We start from the raw sequence: 14969 nt of genomic DNA, 5'->3' as shown, positions 1-14969 counted from the left end.
TTTTTGGCAGGTGGAGAATGGGGTAAAGTAAGTGGTGGTTAACTAGAGGAGGCTTGCTATGGCACCTATCGATATTGTTGTACTGGCTGTTATCGGCATTGCGTTTGTCGCCGTGTGCGTGCGCATTTATCGCAAGGGCACCTGCGCCGACTGCGCTCAAGGTGGCGTTTGCACAGGACATTGCTCCAACAAAAAGACCTGCGCCGCACTTAAGGGCGTAGACAAAATCGCCGAAGACTTGGGCCGCGGTATCAAATAAGGTGAACGGGGACGTCTCTGTTTCTCCTTTTGACGAGTGCCGTGCAATCTGCGATCTGTCGGGTGCTGCGCAGTTACTGCTACGATAGGTACGTTAGCAACTGCCGCCGAGCGGCTCAAACGAAAGGAACCCTGTATGGAGTCCTCCGCCTATCCGATGCTCTTTAGCCCGATCAAGGTCGGTACAACCGAGGTCAAGAACCGCGTCTTTATGCCGCCGGTATCTACCAACCTGGCCGATCATGGCTATGTGACCGACGACTTGGTCGATCATTACCGTGCCCGCGCCAAGGGCGGCGTGGGCCTCATCATCACCGAGGTCGTGACGGTCGAGCCCACCTATACCTATCTGCCGGGTGACATGTGCTGCTACGACGACACGTTTATCCCCGGCTGGGAAAAGCTCGCCGCGGCCGTCCACGAGTACGGCTGCAAGATCATGCCGCAGCTCTTCCACCCCGCCTACATGGCCTTTAACATTCCGGGCACGCCTCGCCTGATCGCTCCGTCCTTTGTGGGCCCGTCTTACGCCCGCGAGGCACCGCGCCCCATCACGGTCGACGAGATCCACGAGCTCACGCACCAGTTTGGCGACGCCGCCGTGCGTATGCAAAAGGCTGGCGTCGATGGCGTCGAGGTCCACGCGGCGCACGCCCACGGCATGCTCGGCGGCTTTTTGACCCCGCTCTACAACAAGCGCACCGACGAGTACGGCGGCTCGCTCGACGCCCGCATGCGCTTTTTGCTCGAGGTCATCGCCGAGATTCGCGAGCGCTGCGGCAAGGACTTTATCATCGACGTCCGCATCTCGGGTGACGAGTACACCGATGGTGGCCTGACCCTCAACGACATGATCTACGTCTCGCGTCGCCTGGAGAAGGCCGGCGTCGACATGATTCACGTGTCGGGCGGCACCACCATCAAGCGCGGCTCTGCGATTCCCGCCGCCGGCACGCAGCAGGCCTCGCACGCCGCCTGCTCGCGCGAGATCAAAAAGCACGTCAACATTCCCGTCGCCACCGTCGGACGTATCAACGAGGCTTGGATCGCCGAGGAGCTGATCGAGGACGGTGCTGCCGATATCTGCATGATGGGTCGCGCCAATCTGTGTGATGCCGAGTTCTGCAACAAAGCCGCTGCCGGCAACGCCGACGACATCCGCCCCTGCATTGGCTGTCTGCGCTGCCTGAACGGCATTATGTTTGGCAAGCGCATCTCCTGCACCGTCAACCCGGACGTGGAGCGCGATGAGGCCGGCTACGAGCCTGCCGCCGAGGCCAAGAACGTACTGGTTGTGGGCGCTGGTCCTGCGGGCATGGAGGCAGCCTACATTGCCGCCAAGCGCGGTCACAATGTGGTGCTCGTGGATAAACAGGACGAACCGGGCGGCGAGATGCGCATCGCGGCCGTTCCGCCGGCAAAGCAGGAACTCACCCGCGTGATCAAGTACCAGTATCGCCGTCTTGCTAAGGCGGGCGTGAAGTGCGTCTTTGGTACCGAGCTTTCGGCCGAGGACATTCAGCGTGACTACGCGGGCTACGAGGTTGTCCTGGCTTATGGCGCCGAGCCCATCGCCCCGGCCTTCATGCAGGGATTTAAGCAGGTCATGACGGCCGACGACCTGCTGGGTGGCAAGGCTTTCCCGGGCAAGAAGATTGTCATCGTGGGCGGCGGCACCGTCGGTTGCGAGACGGCCGACTACCTGGCCCCACTGGTCAACGATCTGTCGCCGGCCAATCGCGACGTCACCGTTATCGAGATGACCAAGACGCTCGCCGCCAACGAGGGTGGTGCCGGTCGCGCGGTGCTCATCACGCGCATGCTCTCCAAGGGCGTCCACGTGCTGACCGAGGCCAAGGTGACCGAGATCACCGAGGATGCCATCAGCTACGAGAAGGATGGCGAGGCCCATACCATCGCCGATGCCGATACGCTGGTGCTCGCCATGGGCTATCGTCCCAATACCAAGTTGGCCGACGACCTTGCCGCTGCCGGTGTTGCCACCCACGTGCTGGGCGATGCCAACAAGTGCGGCAACATCCGCGATGCCATCGGCGATGGCTACAAGGTTGCCTGCGAGCTCTAGTCAACCCCTTGTTGCGTGGGGGCAGGTTACTTTGCACCAACTTGGTGCATGTAAATCTGGCCCCATTGCACCATTGCGGCTTCATGGAGTAGCGCCCGTACGCATCGAATTTCTCCTCTCATAGATGTGCGGCACAAAGAGCCCCGAGTTCATACGAGCTCGGGGCTCTTTTCGTTTGGATTGCAGGCGTATTGACAGACGAAAACAGTCTGTGTCCGGTATTGAGCCATACGAAAGCGAAATTATGCGTCTTAATTCCGTACGCAAATAAAGACGAAAACCGTTTGCGTCTTTGATAAATCAGTACGCAAACGGTTTTCGTCTTATAATACGGTTATGAATGGTACGAAACGAGAGGGTTGTGCATATGGTTGTTAGAGAGAACCCTACAGTCGAATACAAGGAAAGCGTTACGCCGACGTTTCTTAAAACGGTGAGCGCCTATGCAAACTACGGGACGGGCAAGATTGAGTTTGGCGTTGATGACGAGGGCGTGGCTGTCGGCCTTGCAGATCCGGTCGCAGAGTGTCTCCGCATCGAGAACATGATTAATGACAGCTTGGATCCCGCTCCCCGTTACACGCTCGAGCGCGATGAGAAACACGGGACCGTAATCCTTACGGTTTATGAGGGCCAGGACAAACCCTATCGAAGCAAGGGAAAGGCCTACAGGCGAAACGATTCGGCAACGGTGGAGGTCGACCGGTTTGAGTATGGCAGGCTGACGCTCGAAGGCAGCAACGTAACGTTCGACGCGCTCACGTCGGCTCGCCAGGACTTGAGTTTTCACACGCTCGAGCATAAGTGTGTTGAACATCTCGGCATTTCCGAGCTAACGCCGGATATTATGCGCACGCTTCGCTTGCTCGGCAAAGATGGCTATACCAACGCTGCGGCGATTTTGGCGGATAAGAATGATTTTCCGGGCATCGACTGCGTCCGTTTTGGCGATACCGAGGATGTGATCTTGGACCGTGAGACGGCGACAAATGTATCCGCAATTGAGCAGGTGGACAGGGCGGTGGCTATGTTTGCACGCTACTACCGTTTTGAGCGTATCGAAGGGATGGAGCGCGTCCAAACCGATCGAATTTCTCTTGAGGCATTCCGCGAAGCTGTTGCAAACGCTTTGGTGCATCGGACGTGGGACGTTCGAGCGAATGTTCAAATTGCCTTGTACGACGATCGTGTTGTTGTGACTTCGCCCGGATCACTGCCCGCCGGTTTGACGACGGAACAATACCTGTATGGGCAGATATCCGTGCTCAGAAACCCAATTGTCGCCGAGGTCTTTTTAAAGCTGGATTACATCGAGAAATTTGGCACGGGAATCGCGCGCATTAGACGTGCCTATCGCGATTCGATCAATCAACCAATTTTTGATGTTCGCGGCGGCATGGTGGCCGTCACATTGCCCGCTACCGATGCCTTTGAAGGGTCCGAGGAAGAGATCCAGGTTCTCAATGCCTTGTCGGGCGGGCGAATTATGTCGCGAAGCGAGATTGAAAAACAGACGGGGCTGAGCCGCATGCGGACGTTGGCGGCACTCGAATCTCTGCTTGAACGGAATGCAATCGTAAGGCAGGGAACCGGGCGGGCCACGAAATACGAGCGCTCATAGTCCAAAAGAGCCATGGTACAAGACGGACCCCAAGCCAGCGTTGGCTTGGGGTCCGTTATATCCCGGATGGTAACGGGCCGATTATTGTCAAGTTATAGCAAAGTATAGCGACGTACAGCAAAGTATAGTGAAATATGGCAAGCCATATAGCGCGCCTTGATTATCAACCCTTGATTATCAACCCTTGATTATCAACCGTCCGTATTTCACAGCAACTTATAACAGGCTCGGGGTGCCAATTTGGGGTGCGGTAGTGCTGCGTCACGAAAAGGGCCTATCTACTACGTTTAAGCCGCAGGGGTCAACCATAGTCGGCTTTTTCGATAATTGACAAGCTGTCTACCTGCGGTTTTGTTTTCACGGTTTTCGGTATGGTCGAGGCTATCCGTGTTAACGTAGTAGATGGGCCACTTTTGTGGCAAGGGGCCGATCTGCGAGCCAGGGTAGCTAAAAGAGCCCCGTCCCAAAAAGACTGATTGGGAGCCGGGGCGTGTCGATGCGATAGTATTACGTGGTGGAATTCGACAAACCGTGGGCTTCATCCGAGGGCTTTATGGAACAACACCAGCATTATCAGAGCCTGCAAGATCAGGCATACAACGCACTGCGCTCCAAGATTATCTATGCCGAGCTCAAGCCCGGCACGCGCCTTTCGGCGATTGGTCTGGAAAAGGAGACGGGGATCGGGCGCACGCCAATTCGCGAGTCCTTTGTGCGCCTGCGCGAGCAAGAGCTGGTGGAAACGCGTCCCAAGAGCGGCACCTACGTCTCTAAGATCAGCATGGAACACGCCGAGAATGCCTGTTTCTTGCGCGAGAAACTCGAAAGAAGCGTACTCATTAAATGTTGTCCGGCTGCCACGTCCGAGCAAAAGCATCGGCTCGAGCAGATTCTTGCCGAGTCCGAGTCGCTCGACCATAGCGAGACGCGTCGCTTTTTCGACTTGGATAACCTGTTTCATGAGACGTGTTTTGAGATTGCCGGTCGTCACATGCTGTGGGATTGGATGAAGAGCGTCAACACGCATTTTGAGCGATACAACTGGTTGCGTATGGTGTCGCAGGATCTGGATTGGGAGCCGATTCGTCGACAACATCGTCGGATTCTCGAGGCCATTAAGAGGGGCGATACCGACACGGCGAGCTACCTGGCAGAGACGCACTTGCACCTGATGCCCGAGGAGCAGGGCCCGGTTATCGCCTTGCATCCCGACTATTTCGAGCTGTCCAAAGACTCGTATATCTAGCCCATCACCGCATCTGCTCGAGACGCAAAAACGATGCTGCTCACCTACAGCGTTTTGCAAGCGAGATTTTTAAAAAAATGCCTAACATGGCCCAGACTGCCGACAATTAGGAAACGGGGTGCGCTATGGCGCAGATGAGAATCAAGGACATTGCCGCCGAGGCGGGCGTGAGCCCGGCCACGGTTTCGCGCTATCTCAACAACCGCCCCGGGCAGATGACCGAGGAAACTCGTGCGCGCATCGCTGAAGTCATCGAGCGCACCGGCTATCGCCCGCGTGCCGCCGCGCGCAATCTGCGCAGCTCGCGCACCAACCTCATCGGCGTGATCCTGGCCGACATCGCCAACCCGTTCTCCAGCGCCATGCTCGAAGGGCTTTCCGCCAGTGCCGCCGCGCGCGGCTGCTCGCTTATGACTGCCATTAGCGGCAATGATTCCGCCAAGGAAGCAGAGTCGCTCACCAGACTTATCGATGCCGGCGTGGACGGCCTGGTCGTCAACACCTGTGGCGGCAATGACGAGGCAATCGCCGCGGCCGTGGGGCGCCTGCCCGTCGTGCTGCTCGACCGCGATGTCGCCGCCGGCGGTGTCGATCTGGTGACCTCCAACAACCGTGAGCTGGTCGCCGGCCTGGTAGACGCCTTGGCTGTCGCGGGCAGCGAGCGCCTGTGCCTGCTCACCGAGGCAAGCGATGACAGCCCTGTGCGTCGCGAGCGTGCCGAGGCCTTTGCCGACGAGCTTTCGCGACGCGGCCTTGCGGGTGAGGTCGTCACCCTGGCCGATGGTGGCGTCGAGGGTGTCAGTCGCCTGGACGAGACCATCCGCGGCTATGCGGGTAAAAAGCTCGGCCTCATTGCCGTCAACGGCTTGGTTTTCCTGCGTCTGACCGAGGCGCTGGCCCAGCTGGGGCCCTCGTTGCCGGCGGGTCTCAAGATTGCAACGTTTGACGACTATCCCTGGAACCACGTCCTCTTTGGCGGTGTGACCACGGCCGCGCAAGACACCCTTACCATTGCCGAGCGCGTAGTCGAGCGCCTGTCCGAGCGTATCGACATCGTTACCACTACGGTGGGCGATGCCGCAAAGCTCGCCCCCAAGCGCATCGAGATCCCCGGCCACATCGAACACCGCGCCTCGACCTCGCGCTAACTACTCGTTCGCAACTGCCTGTTCGCACACGTTTTTTGAGCGCTTGATACGCTTTAACCCTGCGGAAACATTTTTCTGCGATAGTATCTGCGATATAGACCAGTCGAAACCCGCCCGAAAGAAAGGGGAGCGACATGAACCAGCAGAACATCGATTACGTACTCCGCTCCGTAGAGCAGCGTGACATCCGCTTTGTGCGTCTGTGGTTTGTCGACATTCTCGGCCGCCTCAAGAACTTTGCCATTAGCCCCGAGGACCTCGAGGTCGCTTTTGAGGAGGGTATTGGCTTTGACGGCTCCGCTATCGAGGGCTTTGCCACGCCCGAGGAAGCCGACATGCTCGCATTCCCCGATGCTTCGACCTTCCAAATCCTGCCGTGGCGCCCGAGCCACAACGGCGTCGCCCGCGTGTTCTGCGACGTGTGCACTCCCGATCGCAAGCCGTTTGCCGGCGACCCACGCGATGCCCTGCGCCGCATGTTCCGCAAGGCCGAGAAGGCTGGCTATCTGCTCAACGTGGGTGCCGAGCTGGAGTATTACTACTTCCCCGACGAGCACACCCCCGAGCCGCTCGACAACGTGGGCTACTTCGATCTTTCGGTGAGCGATGCCGCCCGCGACCTGCGCCGCAACACGGTCCTCACGCTCGAGAAGATGTCCGTGCCCGTGGAGTACACCTTCCACGCCGCCGGTCGCTCGCAGCACGGCATGAGCCTGCGCCACGCCGAGGCCCTGAGCATGTCCGACGCCATCACCACGGCCAAGCTCATCATTAAGCAGCAGGCCTACGAGAGCGGTTGCCACGCTTCCTTTATGCCCAAGCCGTTGGCGGGCGAGGACGGCAGCGCCATGTTTTTGCATCAGTCGCTGTTCGACCACGACGGCAACAACGTCTTTTGGGGCGAGGACGACGAGAAGTACCACCTCTCCGAAATCGCCAAGCACTACATGGCCGGCATCTTGGCGCACGCGCGCGAGATCAGCGCCATCACCAACCCCACGGTCAACTCGTACAAGCGCATCACCACGGGTGGCGACTCCGTGCCGCAGTACGCCACGTGGGGCCTGCGCAACCGCGCGAGTATGGTCCGCATCCCGGTCTACAAGCCCGGCAAGCCGCTGTCCACGCGCATCGAGCTGCGCAGTCCCGACCCCATGGCCAACCCGTACCTGGTCAACGCCGTCACGCTGGCGGCTGGTCTGGACGGCATCGAGCGCAAGCTGGAGCTCCCGCCCGAGGCCACGGCCGAGACGCTCAAGCTTACCGACCGTCAGATGGTCGAGGCCGGCTACACGCCGCTGCCGCGCTCGCTCAAAGAGGCGCTCGACGTCTTTGAGGACTCGCAGTTTATGAAGGATGCCCTCGGCGAGCACATCCACAGCTTCTTCCTCAAAAAGAAGCGCGACGAGTGGCATAAGTTTGAGTCTACGATCACCGAGTGGGAGATCAAGCACTACCTGGCGAACTCCTAATCGCGCTGGCTTGTTCCAGTACGATTGAGCTCATTTCTTTGGAGGCCGATATGTCCGAAAAGAGTGCCCTGTTCATGGCGCGCACGACGCGCTTCCACGAGTTTGCCCGCAGCTTGACGACCACCCTGGGTGTCGAGGTGAGCCTTGCCACACCCGATTCGCCGACTGCGGCGCACGACTTCGACCTGCTGATCCTCGATTCCGATGGCATCCGCAGCGACCGCATCGATCAGATTGCCAAGTGGCTTGACGATCGCGGCGGTGTCCCCATGCTGGTGATCGTTGACGACGAGGCACTCGGTACCCTGCGCCTGCCCAATCACGCGCATGCCGACTTTGTGTGCCCCACGGCGACGCCCAACGAGCTCAAGGCTCGCGCGCAGCGCCTGATGGGCGAGGAGGAGACCGTCACCGCCGACGATGTGCTCAACATCGATAACCTCGAGATCAACCTGGCTACCTACCAGGTGACGCTCGATAACGAGCCCATCGACCTGACGCTGATGGAGTACTCGCTGCTGAGCTTTTTGGCGACGCACCCCAACCGCGCCTACAGCCGCGAGGTGCTGCTGCACCGCGTGTGGGGCTTTGAGTACTGCGGCGGCACGCGCACCGTCGACGTGCACATTCGACGCATCCGCTCCAAGGTGGGCCCGCAGATCGCGGCACACATCACCACCGTCCGCGGCGTGGGCTATCTGTTTAAGGACTAGCAAGTAAATAGAGGGCAATGTGAGGGTACCGGAGATTTCACCAGTACCCTTTTCTCGTTTAGGGCGAAAAGAAGACCTTTCACCGATTAAAAGTGTGTCAGTAAAAACAATATCAAACGTATAACACTATCTAGCAAATATCATCTAGTTACCGTATCTCCCTACTACACGGATGGAGGAAGAAATGCGTTATTCGAGAAAGGTGATTGTCGGATTCATAGTGTTGCTTGCCGCCCTGATGTCTCCAAGGTTGGTTTTTGGAGACGACGACTTGGTCCGTGTCACACCGCAAATAGCTGTGGAGCAAGCGCAGGCTTTCTTTGATGATGTATCGGATGAGCCGGTGACCGCTTGTGACCCAGTAAAAATGGTGAATTCCGATGGGGAATCAATCGGGTATATCGTTCGTGCGAAGCGGGATGACGTTAACTATGGCTACGTCGTATTTGATTCAGAGCGATCTTGGTGGATCAGCGAATACTGCTTGGCTCCGAACGCTCTTTTACCTATCGAGAGTGCAAGCGAAGAAATTGCACTCCTCGCATCCTCGGATAACGTCGTTGCGTTAAAGATTGACGAGCTAACTGTTGGCGTTGCCGACTTAGATAAAAACATTGTTTTAGACGCAAGTGGAAAAAAAGTACCAAATAAATTGTCCTCGGGAGGCAATCGCAGCGGATCGCCGGAACATTTCGATGACGTTTTTGTATCTGCCAAGGATTTGTATAAACAGGGATATGTTGTTGATGCGAGCAAAACGGTTTCGGGAATAATAACGCCAACGCAAACAGAAGTTATCAAAGAAACGGGGACTTATGCTTGCGCTGTTTCGGCAATGTTTGCAGTTAGCAGTCACTATGTGACTTTGAACCGCCTTAAATTGTCCGATTTATACTCGGAGCTTTGGAGGCTGTCGGGGACATGGGAAGAAGAAGAAAAGAAATATGATCAAGCGACTGGTCTGTACTTTACTCAAGGCAAGACTTCTCCTGACAAACCCGCTCCGGCCTTAAAGGAGTTTTGTGCAAGACGAGGCAAGGAGCTTGAGACGTCATTCGTTTGGTATCCGTCATGGGATTCCTTTAGGGTGAATACCGACTCGGGGAATCTGAGTATTTTCTCTGGAAGGCTCCGGTCAAATGGCAGCGGGCACGCAATGGCAGTTGTGGGCTACGTGGCAATGCATAACACATACTCGAATGCCAAGAAGTACCTGCTTGTTGTTTGGAATGGATGGACAAACCAGCTACAGTTTCTTCCATATGACGTATCAATTTACACGTCTCACGATGGCACATATTGCAAGGGTTGATTGTACTCGTGAACGGCGACAAGTTCATTCGAAGGGCAATGCTCCTATTGGTGCTTTCCTTTGCTTTGCTCACCGCAGCGAGCTTCTTTCTGTTAAGGGCGACTAATGGGGGAGAAAACGACACGGTTGTTGCAGTCGAGGTGCGCGCTCTATCGGATGTTCATAACGGGCAATTTGAGGCGCTTATGCCAAGTGGTTGCCGTAAGAGAATCGATATGCGCCGTAAGTCAAGTTCCGGATATGTCTCAGGGTTGAAAGCAGGTGATAAATGGATTCTAGTTTTTGTGGAAGATAAGGAACTTGACGGGACTGTTCTGTATCCCCATTCAGCTGAGAAAGTCAAATCAAGTAGACAAGGGGAATGAAGAATGATTGATAGAAAGCAGTTCTTAGGTCTGATGGCGGGGGCTCCTATTTTGATGCGAGCCGGGATGGCAGAAGCCGTGGAGTTGCCGGACGCTCAGAAGCGATTGACGCTCGTGGTCGACACGGTGGTCAGAGATGAAAATGGCAATGAAAAAACGCGAACAAGAAGCAGAGAGACTATTTTCACGCCAGAGAGCAAAACTGTGTCTGCCGACGCTATGGCCGGTGATGTCATAACAATCCAGAGGGAATCAGATGAAACGTTGCCGCTGCTTGCCAAGATTGAGCTCACAGTCGCTTATTATAACGATAAAACAGAAATTGAGATTCGTTCCGGAAAGTACTCGATAGTCCAAATCGATCCGCTTGTGATGTATGCAAACGCTTGGTATGCGCTCATGCAGAAAGATAAATATGTGATGAACTACTTCGCAGAAGGCGAAGCATCATATGAAACGGGGTGGGGGCCAACGCCATACGACGCGGAGAAGGATAAGTGGACGTGCGGATCAGGCATGGGCGCGACGATTACGGACTTCATTAACGATTCAACATATAGCTTTGCTATCGACTGTTATATCGAATAGACATGACGGCATAAAACGAATTGGCCTATAAGCATGTCATTACTTAAGCAAAGCTGAAATCTTGGCATCTAGTGCTCGGGACTGCCCAGCTTGGGGTACAACTCAACGTGAACAATGATGGCCCGCCACATGTTTGGCGGGCCTTTGGTTATTTGACGAAAGGATCGCAGCTATGAGCGAGTACGATTCCCAGCGTCCCCAGGATGCGGGCAACGCCGGCGAGACCCAACAGCAGCCGCGTGTGCAGGTAGAGTCGACGCCTGCCGATGGCAGCAACATTCCTTACGTGCAGGCCTACGACACGCAGACCGGAAAGCCGCTGGGCAGCCAGCAGGTTGTAAACAAGCACACAGTGGTCAAGACTAAGACCAAAAAGCTGCCGATCTTTATTACGGCGCTTGCCGGCTGTGCCTGCGGCGCCCTGCTGGTCATTGCGCTCATTATGAGCGGCACGCTCAACATTGGCGGCGGAAAGAATGCCGTGACGGCGGGTGCTTCGGGTTCATCGACGCAAAAGATCACGATCGACTCCGAGGACACCACGCTGCCCGAGGCCGTTTCTGCCAAGGCGTTGCCCTCCGTCGTTTCCATCACCGCCACTTCGAGCGGCGGCCAGAATGGCTCGCTTTCGCAGTCTGCCGACGAGTCGGACAGCTCGGGCAGCGTCGGCTCGGGCGTGGTGCTCGATACCGAGGGTCACATCCTCACCAACAACCACGTGGTCGATGGCTATGACCAGTACGTGGTGACCATGGACGACGGCACCACCTACGAGGCCGAGTTCGTGGGCAACGATGCTTCGAGCGACCTGGCCGTCATCAAGCTCAAGGACGCCGACGCCTCTAAGCTCACGCCGATCGAGATCGGCGACTCCTCCAAGCTCAACGTGGGCGAGTGGGTCATGGCGATTGGCTCGCCGTTCGGCAACGAGCAATCTGTCTCCACGGGTATCGTGTCGGCGCTGTATCGCTCAACAGCCATGAGCTCTACCAACGGTAACACCATCTATGCCAACATGATTCAGACCGATGCCGCCATCAACCCGGGCAACTCCGGTGGCGCGCTCGTTAACGACAACGGCGAGCTCGTGGGTATCAACTCGCTCATCGAGAGCTACTCGGGCTCCAGCTCGGGCGTGGGCTTTGCCATTCCCGTTAACTACGCCAAGAACATTGCCGACCAGATTATTGACGGCAAGACGCCGGTTCATCCGTACCTGGGCGCCACGCTTTCGAGCGTCAACGCGCTCAATGCCCGCACCAACAAGCTGAGCACCGATAGCGGTGCCTATGTGGCAAGCGTTGTCGAGGACGGCCCCGCCGCTAAGGCCGGTATCCAGGAGGGCGATGTCATTACCAAGCTGGGCGACGACGAGATCACGAGCGCCGACGGCCTGATCATCGCGCTGCGCAGCCACGAGGTGGGCGAGAAGGTCGAGATTACGCTCATGCGCGGCAAGGAAGAGAAGAAGGTCACCGTCGAGCTGGGCTCCGATGAGAAGCTGCAGAACCAGCAGCAGGACGACAGCGCGACTGACACCGGCAACGGTGGCATTACTGACGAGCAGCTGCGCCAGTATCTGGAGGAGCTGCTTGGACAGCAGGGCCAGGGCCAGGGTCAAGGCTACGGTCAGGGTTTCTAACGAGCTGTATCGCACATATCGAAGCTAGAGGGGCTGTTCCGCCAGCGCGGGACGGCCCCTCTTTTCTTATTGATCCGTTGGGGACGTGGAAACGGATCATTTAGAAATGGCACGGATATGAGTTGATCGCGCGATCCACTCCGGTCTGGCGGCTGCCGATTCGATGCGGTTCGAAAGGGTTATTCGGCGCCATGGTGACCGGTGGTACTCTTGTATCCGTTTGAAATCGAGCGAAGGAGTGCCGCTATGGAGCAATCGAGCCTGTTTGGTGACGGTGTGGACATCGATACCGAAACGCCCGCGAGCGTGGATGCCGCCGCACCGGCCGATGCCCGTGCCCAGGCGGCGGCGCGTGCGGCCGAGCTGCGCCACGAGCTCGATTACCACGCCTATCGCTACTACATGCTCGATGCGCCCGAGATCACGGACGCCGCCTTTGACAAAATGCTCGTTGAGCTGCAGGAAATCGAGGCGGCCTACCCCGATCTGGTGACGCCCGACAGCTATACCCAGCGCGTGGGCGGCTACGTGAGCGAGCAGTTTACGCCGGTCACGCATATGGCACGCATGTATTCCATGGACGATGCCATGGATCTGGACGAACTCGACGCGTGGCTCCAGCGTACCGAGGATGCGCTCGGTGCCGGTAGCGTCACCTATACCTGCGAGCTTAAGATCGACGGCCTGGGCGTGGCGCTTACCTACCAAAACGGAACCTTCGTGCGCGCCGCCACACGTGGCGATGGCACAACGGGCGAGGACGTGTCGCTCAACGTGCGTACCATCAAGGATGTGCCCATGCACCTGTCCGAGCCGGCGCTCGCCCACATGGGCGCCGACCGCGAGCGTACCATCGAAGTACGTGGCGAGGTCTATATGCCCAAGGGCAGCTTTGTTCGTCTGAACGATGAGGCCGATGCCGAGGGCCGCGACCCTTTTGCCAACCCGCGCAACGCTGCTGCAGGATCCCTGCGCCAAAAGGACCCCAAGGTCACGGCGCGTCGCGACTTGGCCACCTTTATCTATGCCATTGCCGATACCGACCCACTGCACGTCCACAGCCAGCGCGAGTTTCTGGACTGGCTGCGTAGCGCCGGCTTTAGCGTCAACCCCAACGTGGCCCGCTGCGCCACGCCGGCCGAGGTCCACGAGTTCTGTGCCCAGGCCCTCGAGCATCGCGGTGACCTGGACTACGACATCGACGGCGTGGTCGTAAAGGTCGACAGCTTCCAGCAGCAGCTCGACATGGGCTTTACCGCTCGCGCACCGCGCTGGGCCATTGCCTTTAAGTTCCCGCCCGAGGAAAAGCAGACCGTACTGCGCGAGATTCGCATCCAGGTAGGCCGCACCGGTGTGCTCACGCCGGTCGCCGAGTTCGACCCGGTGACGGTTGCCGGCTCCACTATCGCGCGCGCCACGCTGCACAACATCGACGAGATCCGTCGCAAAAACGTGCGCGAGGGCGACACTATCATCGTGCACAAGGCGGGCGACGTGATCCCCGAGGTCGTGGGCCCGGTGCTCGACAAGCGTCCGGCCGATTCGGTCGACTGGCACATGCCCGAGGTCTGCCCCGTGTGCGGTAGCCCCGTGGTCCACGAGGATGGCGAGGTTGCCTACCGCTGCGTGTCCATCGACTGCCCCGCACAGCTCAAGGAGCGTTTGCTCCACTGGGTGAGCCGCGGCTGCATGGACGTCGATGGCCTGGGCGACGAGATCGTCGACAAGATGATCGCCGCCGGCCTGATCCACGATGTCGCGGACTTCTACCAGCTCACGGTCGACGACATCGCCGGTCTGGACACGGGGCGCACCTATGCCAGCTCCAACAGCAAAAAGGGCGTCAAGAAGGGCGATCCCATTCCGGTGGGCCTCAAGACGGCCGAGAAAATCATCGCCGAGCTCAACAAGTCCAAGAGCCAGCCGCTCGGTCGCGTGCTGTTTGCCCTGGGCATCCGCCACGTGGGCAAGAGCGTGGGCGAGGTCATCGCCGAGCGATTCCTGTCGATTGACAAGCTCATCTTGGCGAGCGAAGAGGACATCGCCGAGTGCGAGGGTATCGGTCCCAAGATTGCGGCGAGCGTCAAGCAGTTCCTGGCCGTGCCCGAAAACCTTGCCGTGCTGGAGCGCCTGCGCCAGGCGGGCCTGTCGCTCGAGGTCGACTTGGGCGCCGCGCATGCACAAGCCGCAGCCGACGCTGGCGTGGCAGGCGATCTCGCTGACGCACAGCCGCTCGCGGGTCTGACCTTCGTGCTGACGGGCACGCTCGTCAACCGCACACGCGACGAGGCGGGTGCGGCGCTCAAGGTGCTCGGCGCCAAGGTTTCGGGCAGTGTTTCAAAGAAGACGAGCTATCTGGTCGCCGGCCCCAAAGCGGGCTCCAAGCTCACCAAGGCCGAGCAGTTGGGCGTGCCTGTATTGGATGAGGACGCACTCGAGCAGATCTTGGCTACTGGTCAGGTGCCAGAGGTGTAAGGCATCGATAGCCAAATTGAAGAACCGCCCGGAAGCACGATGC

12 protein-coding genes are annotated in these 14969 nt (G+C 58.1%); all 12 read left to right on the top strand.

What is annotated here, in order from left to right; genetic code table 11:
• Positions 1–58: 58 nt before the first annotated feature.
• Complete coding sequence (locus tag DW180_RS08405) at positions 59–259, top strand: hypothetical protein (RefSeq protein ID WP_035136858.1); 201 nt, start codon at positions 59–61, stop codon at positions 257–259.
• A 135-nt stretch (positions 260–394) separates the two neighbouring features.
• Entirely contained in the window at positions 395–2344 is a 1950-nt protein-coding gene (locus DW180_RS08400; RefSeq protein WP_117805988.1) for an NAD(P)/FAD-dependent oxidoreductase, read from the top strand.
• Positions 2345–2711: 367 nt separating this feature from the next.
• The gene (locus tag DW180_RS08395) at positions 2712–3965 is read left to right on the top strand and encodes an ATP-binding protein (RefSeq protein WP_158570974.1); all 1254 of its coding nucleotides are present in this window, start codon (positions 2712–2714) and stop codon (positions 3963–3965) included.
• A 514-nt stretch (positions 3966–4479) separates the two neighbouring features.
• The gene (locus DW180_RS08390) at positions 4480–5211 is read left to right on the top strand and encodes a GntR family transcriptional regulator (protein WP_147348630.1); all 732 of its coding nucleotides are present in this window, start codon (positions 4480–4482) and stop codon (positions 5209–5211) included.
• A gap of 125 nt (positions 5212–5336) precedes the next feature.
• On the top strand, positions 5337–6359 hold the full coding sequence (locus tag DW180_RS08385) for a LacI family DNA-binding transcriptional regulator (RefSeq protein WP_118238390.1): 1023 nt from the start codon (positions 5337–5339) through the stop codon (positions 6357–6359).
• A gap of 134 nt (positions 6360–6493) precedes the next feature.
• Entirely contained in the window at positions 6494–7831 is a 1338-nt protein-coding gene (locus tag DW180_RS08380) for a glutamine synthetase family protein (RefSeq protein ID WP_118238389.1), read from the top strand.
• Positions 7832–7881: 50 nt separating this feature from the next.
• On the top strand, positions 7882–8544 hold the full coding sequence (locus tag DW180_RS08375; RefSeq protein WP_006234733.1) for a response regulator transcription factor: 663 nt from the start codon (positions 7882–7884) through the stop codon (positions 8542–8544).
• A 184-nt stretch (positions 8545–8728) separates the two neighbouring features.
• Positions 8729–9856, top strand: a complete 1128-nt coding sequence (locus tag DW180_RS08370) for a hypothetical protein (protein ID WP_117583360.1) — start codon at positions 8729–8731, stop codon at positions 9854–9856.
• Positions 9857–9864: 8 nt separating this feature from the next.
• The gene (locus DW180_RS10175; protein WP_117648531.1) at positions 9865–10221 is read left to right on the top strand and encodes a hypothetical protein; all 357 of its coding nucleotides are present in this window, start codon (positions 9865–9867) and stop codon (positions 10219–10221) included.
• 3 nt (positions 10222–10224) lie between these two features.
• Positions 10225–10809 carry a hypothetical protein gene (locus DW180_RS08365; RefSeq protein ID WP_117628960.1) on the top strand — a complete coding sequence of 195 codons (585 nt, stop codon included), beginning with the start codon at positions 10225–10227 and terminating at the stop codon, positions 10807–10809.
• A 172-nt stretch (positions 10810–10981) separates the two neighbouring features.
• Positions 10982–12451 carry a S1C family serine protease gene (locus DW180_RS08360; RefSeq protein WP_118238388.1) on the top strand — a complete coding sequence of 490 codons (1470 nt, stop codon included), beginning with the start codon at positions 10982–10984 and terminating at the stop codon, positions 12449–12451.
• A gap of 246 nt (positions 12452–12697) precedes the next feature.
• A complete protein-coding gene (gene ligA, locus DW180_RS08355) occupies positions 12698–14926 on the top strand; it encodes an NAD-dependent DNA ligase LigA (RefSeq protein ID WP_118238387.1) in 2229 nt (742 codons plus the stop codon).
• Positions 14927–14969 lie beyond the last annotated feature (43 nt).

The organism is Collinsella sp. AM16-21 (assembly GCF_003471905.1).
Classification (GTDB): Bacteria; Actinomycetota; Coriobacteriia; order Coriobacteriales; family Coriobacteriaceae; genus Collinsella.
The sequence above is the reverse complement of the archived record's forward strand: the minus strand, read 5'-3'. Positions and strand labels throughout refer to the sequence as shown.

What these genes read in the sequence shown, in the direction of transcription:
- DW180_RS08385 (WP_118238390.1), top strand. Translation starts at nt 5,337, where the DNA reads ATGGCGCAGATGAGAATCAAGGACATTGCCGCCGAGGCGGGCGTGAGC.
- DW180_RS08395 (WP_158570974.1), top strand. Translation starts at nt 2,712, where the DNA reads ATGGTTGTTAGAGAGAACCCTACAGTCGAATACAAGGAAAGCGTTACG.
- DW180_RS08360 (WP_118238388.1), top strand. Translation starts at nt 10,982, where the DNA reads ATGAGCGAGTACGATTCCCAGCGTCCCCAGGATGCGGGCAACGCCGGC.
- DW180_RS08375 (WP_006234733.1), top strand. Translation starts at nt 7,882, where the DNA reads ATGTCCGAAAAGAGTGCCCTGTTCATGGCGCGCACGACGCGCTTCCAC.
- ligA (WP_118238387.1), top strand. Translation starts at nt 12,698, where the DNA reads ATGGAGCAATCGAGCCTGTTTGGTGACGGTGTGGACATCGATACCGAA.
- DW180_RS08400 (WP_117805988.1), top strand. Translation starts at nt 395, where the DNA reads ATGGAGTCCTCCGCCTATCCGATGCTCTTTAGCCCGATCAAGGTCGGT.
- DW180_RS08365 (WP_117628960.1), top strand. Translation starts at nt 10,225, where the DNA reads ATGATTGATAGAAAGCAGTTCTTAGGTCTGATGGCGGGGGCTCCTATT.
- DW180_RS08370 (WP_117583360.1), top strand. Translation starts at nt 8,729, where the DNA reads ATGCGTTATTCGAGAAAGGTGATTGTCGGATTCATAGTGTTGCTTGCC.
- DW180_RS08405 (WP_035136858.1), top strand. Translation starts at nt 59, where the DNA reads ATGGCACCTATCGATATTGTTGTACTGGCTGTTATCGGCATTGCGTTT.
- DW180_RS08380 (WP_118238389.1), top strand. Translation starts at nt 6,494, where the DNA reads ATGAACCAGCAGAACATCGATTACGTACTCCGCTCCGTAGAGCAGCGT.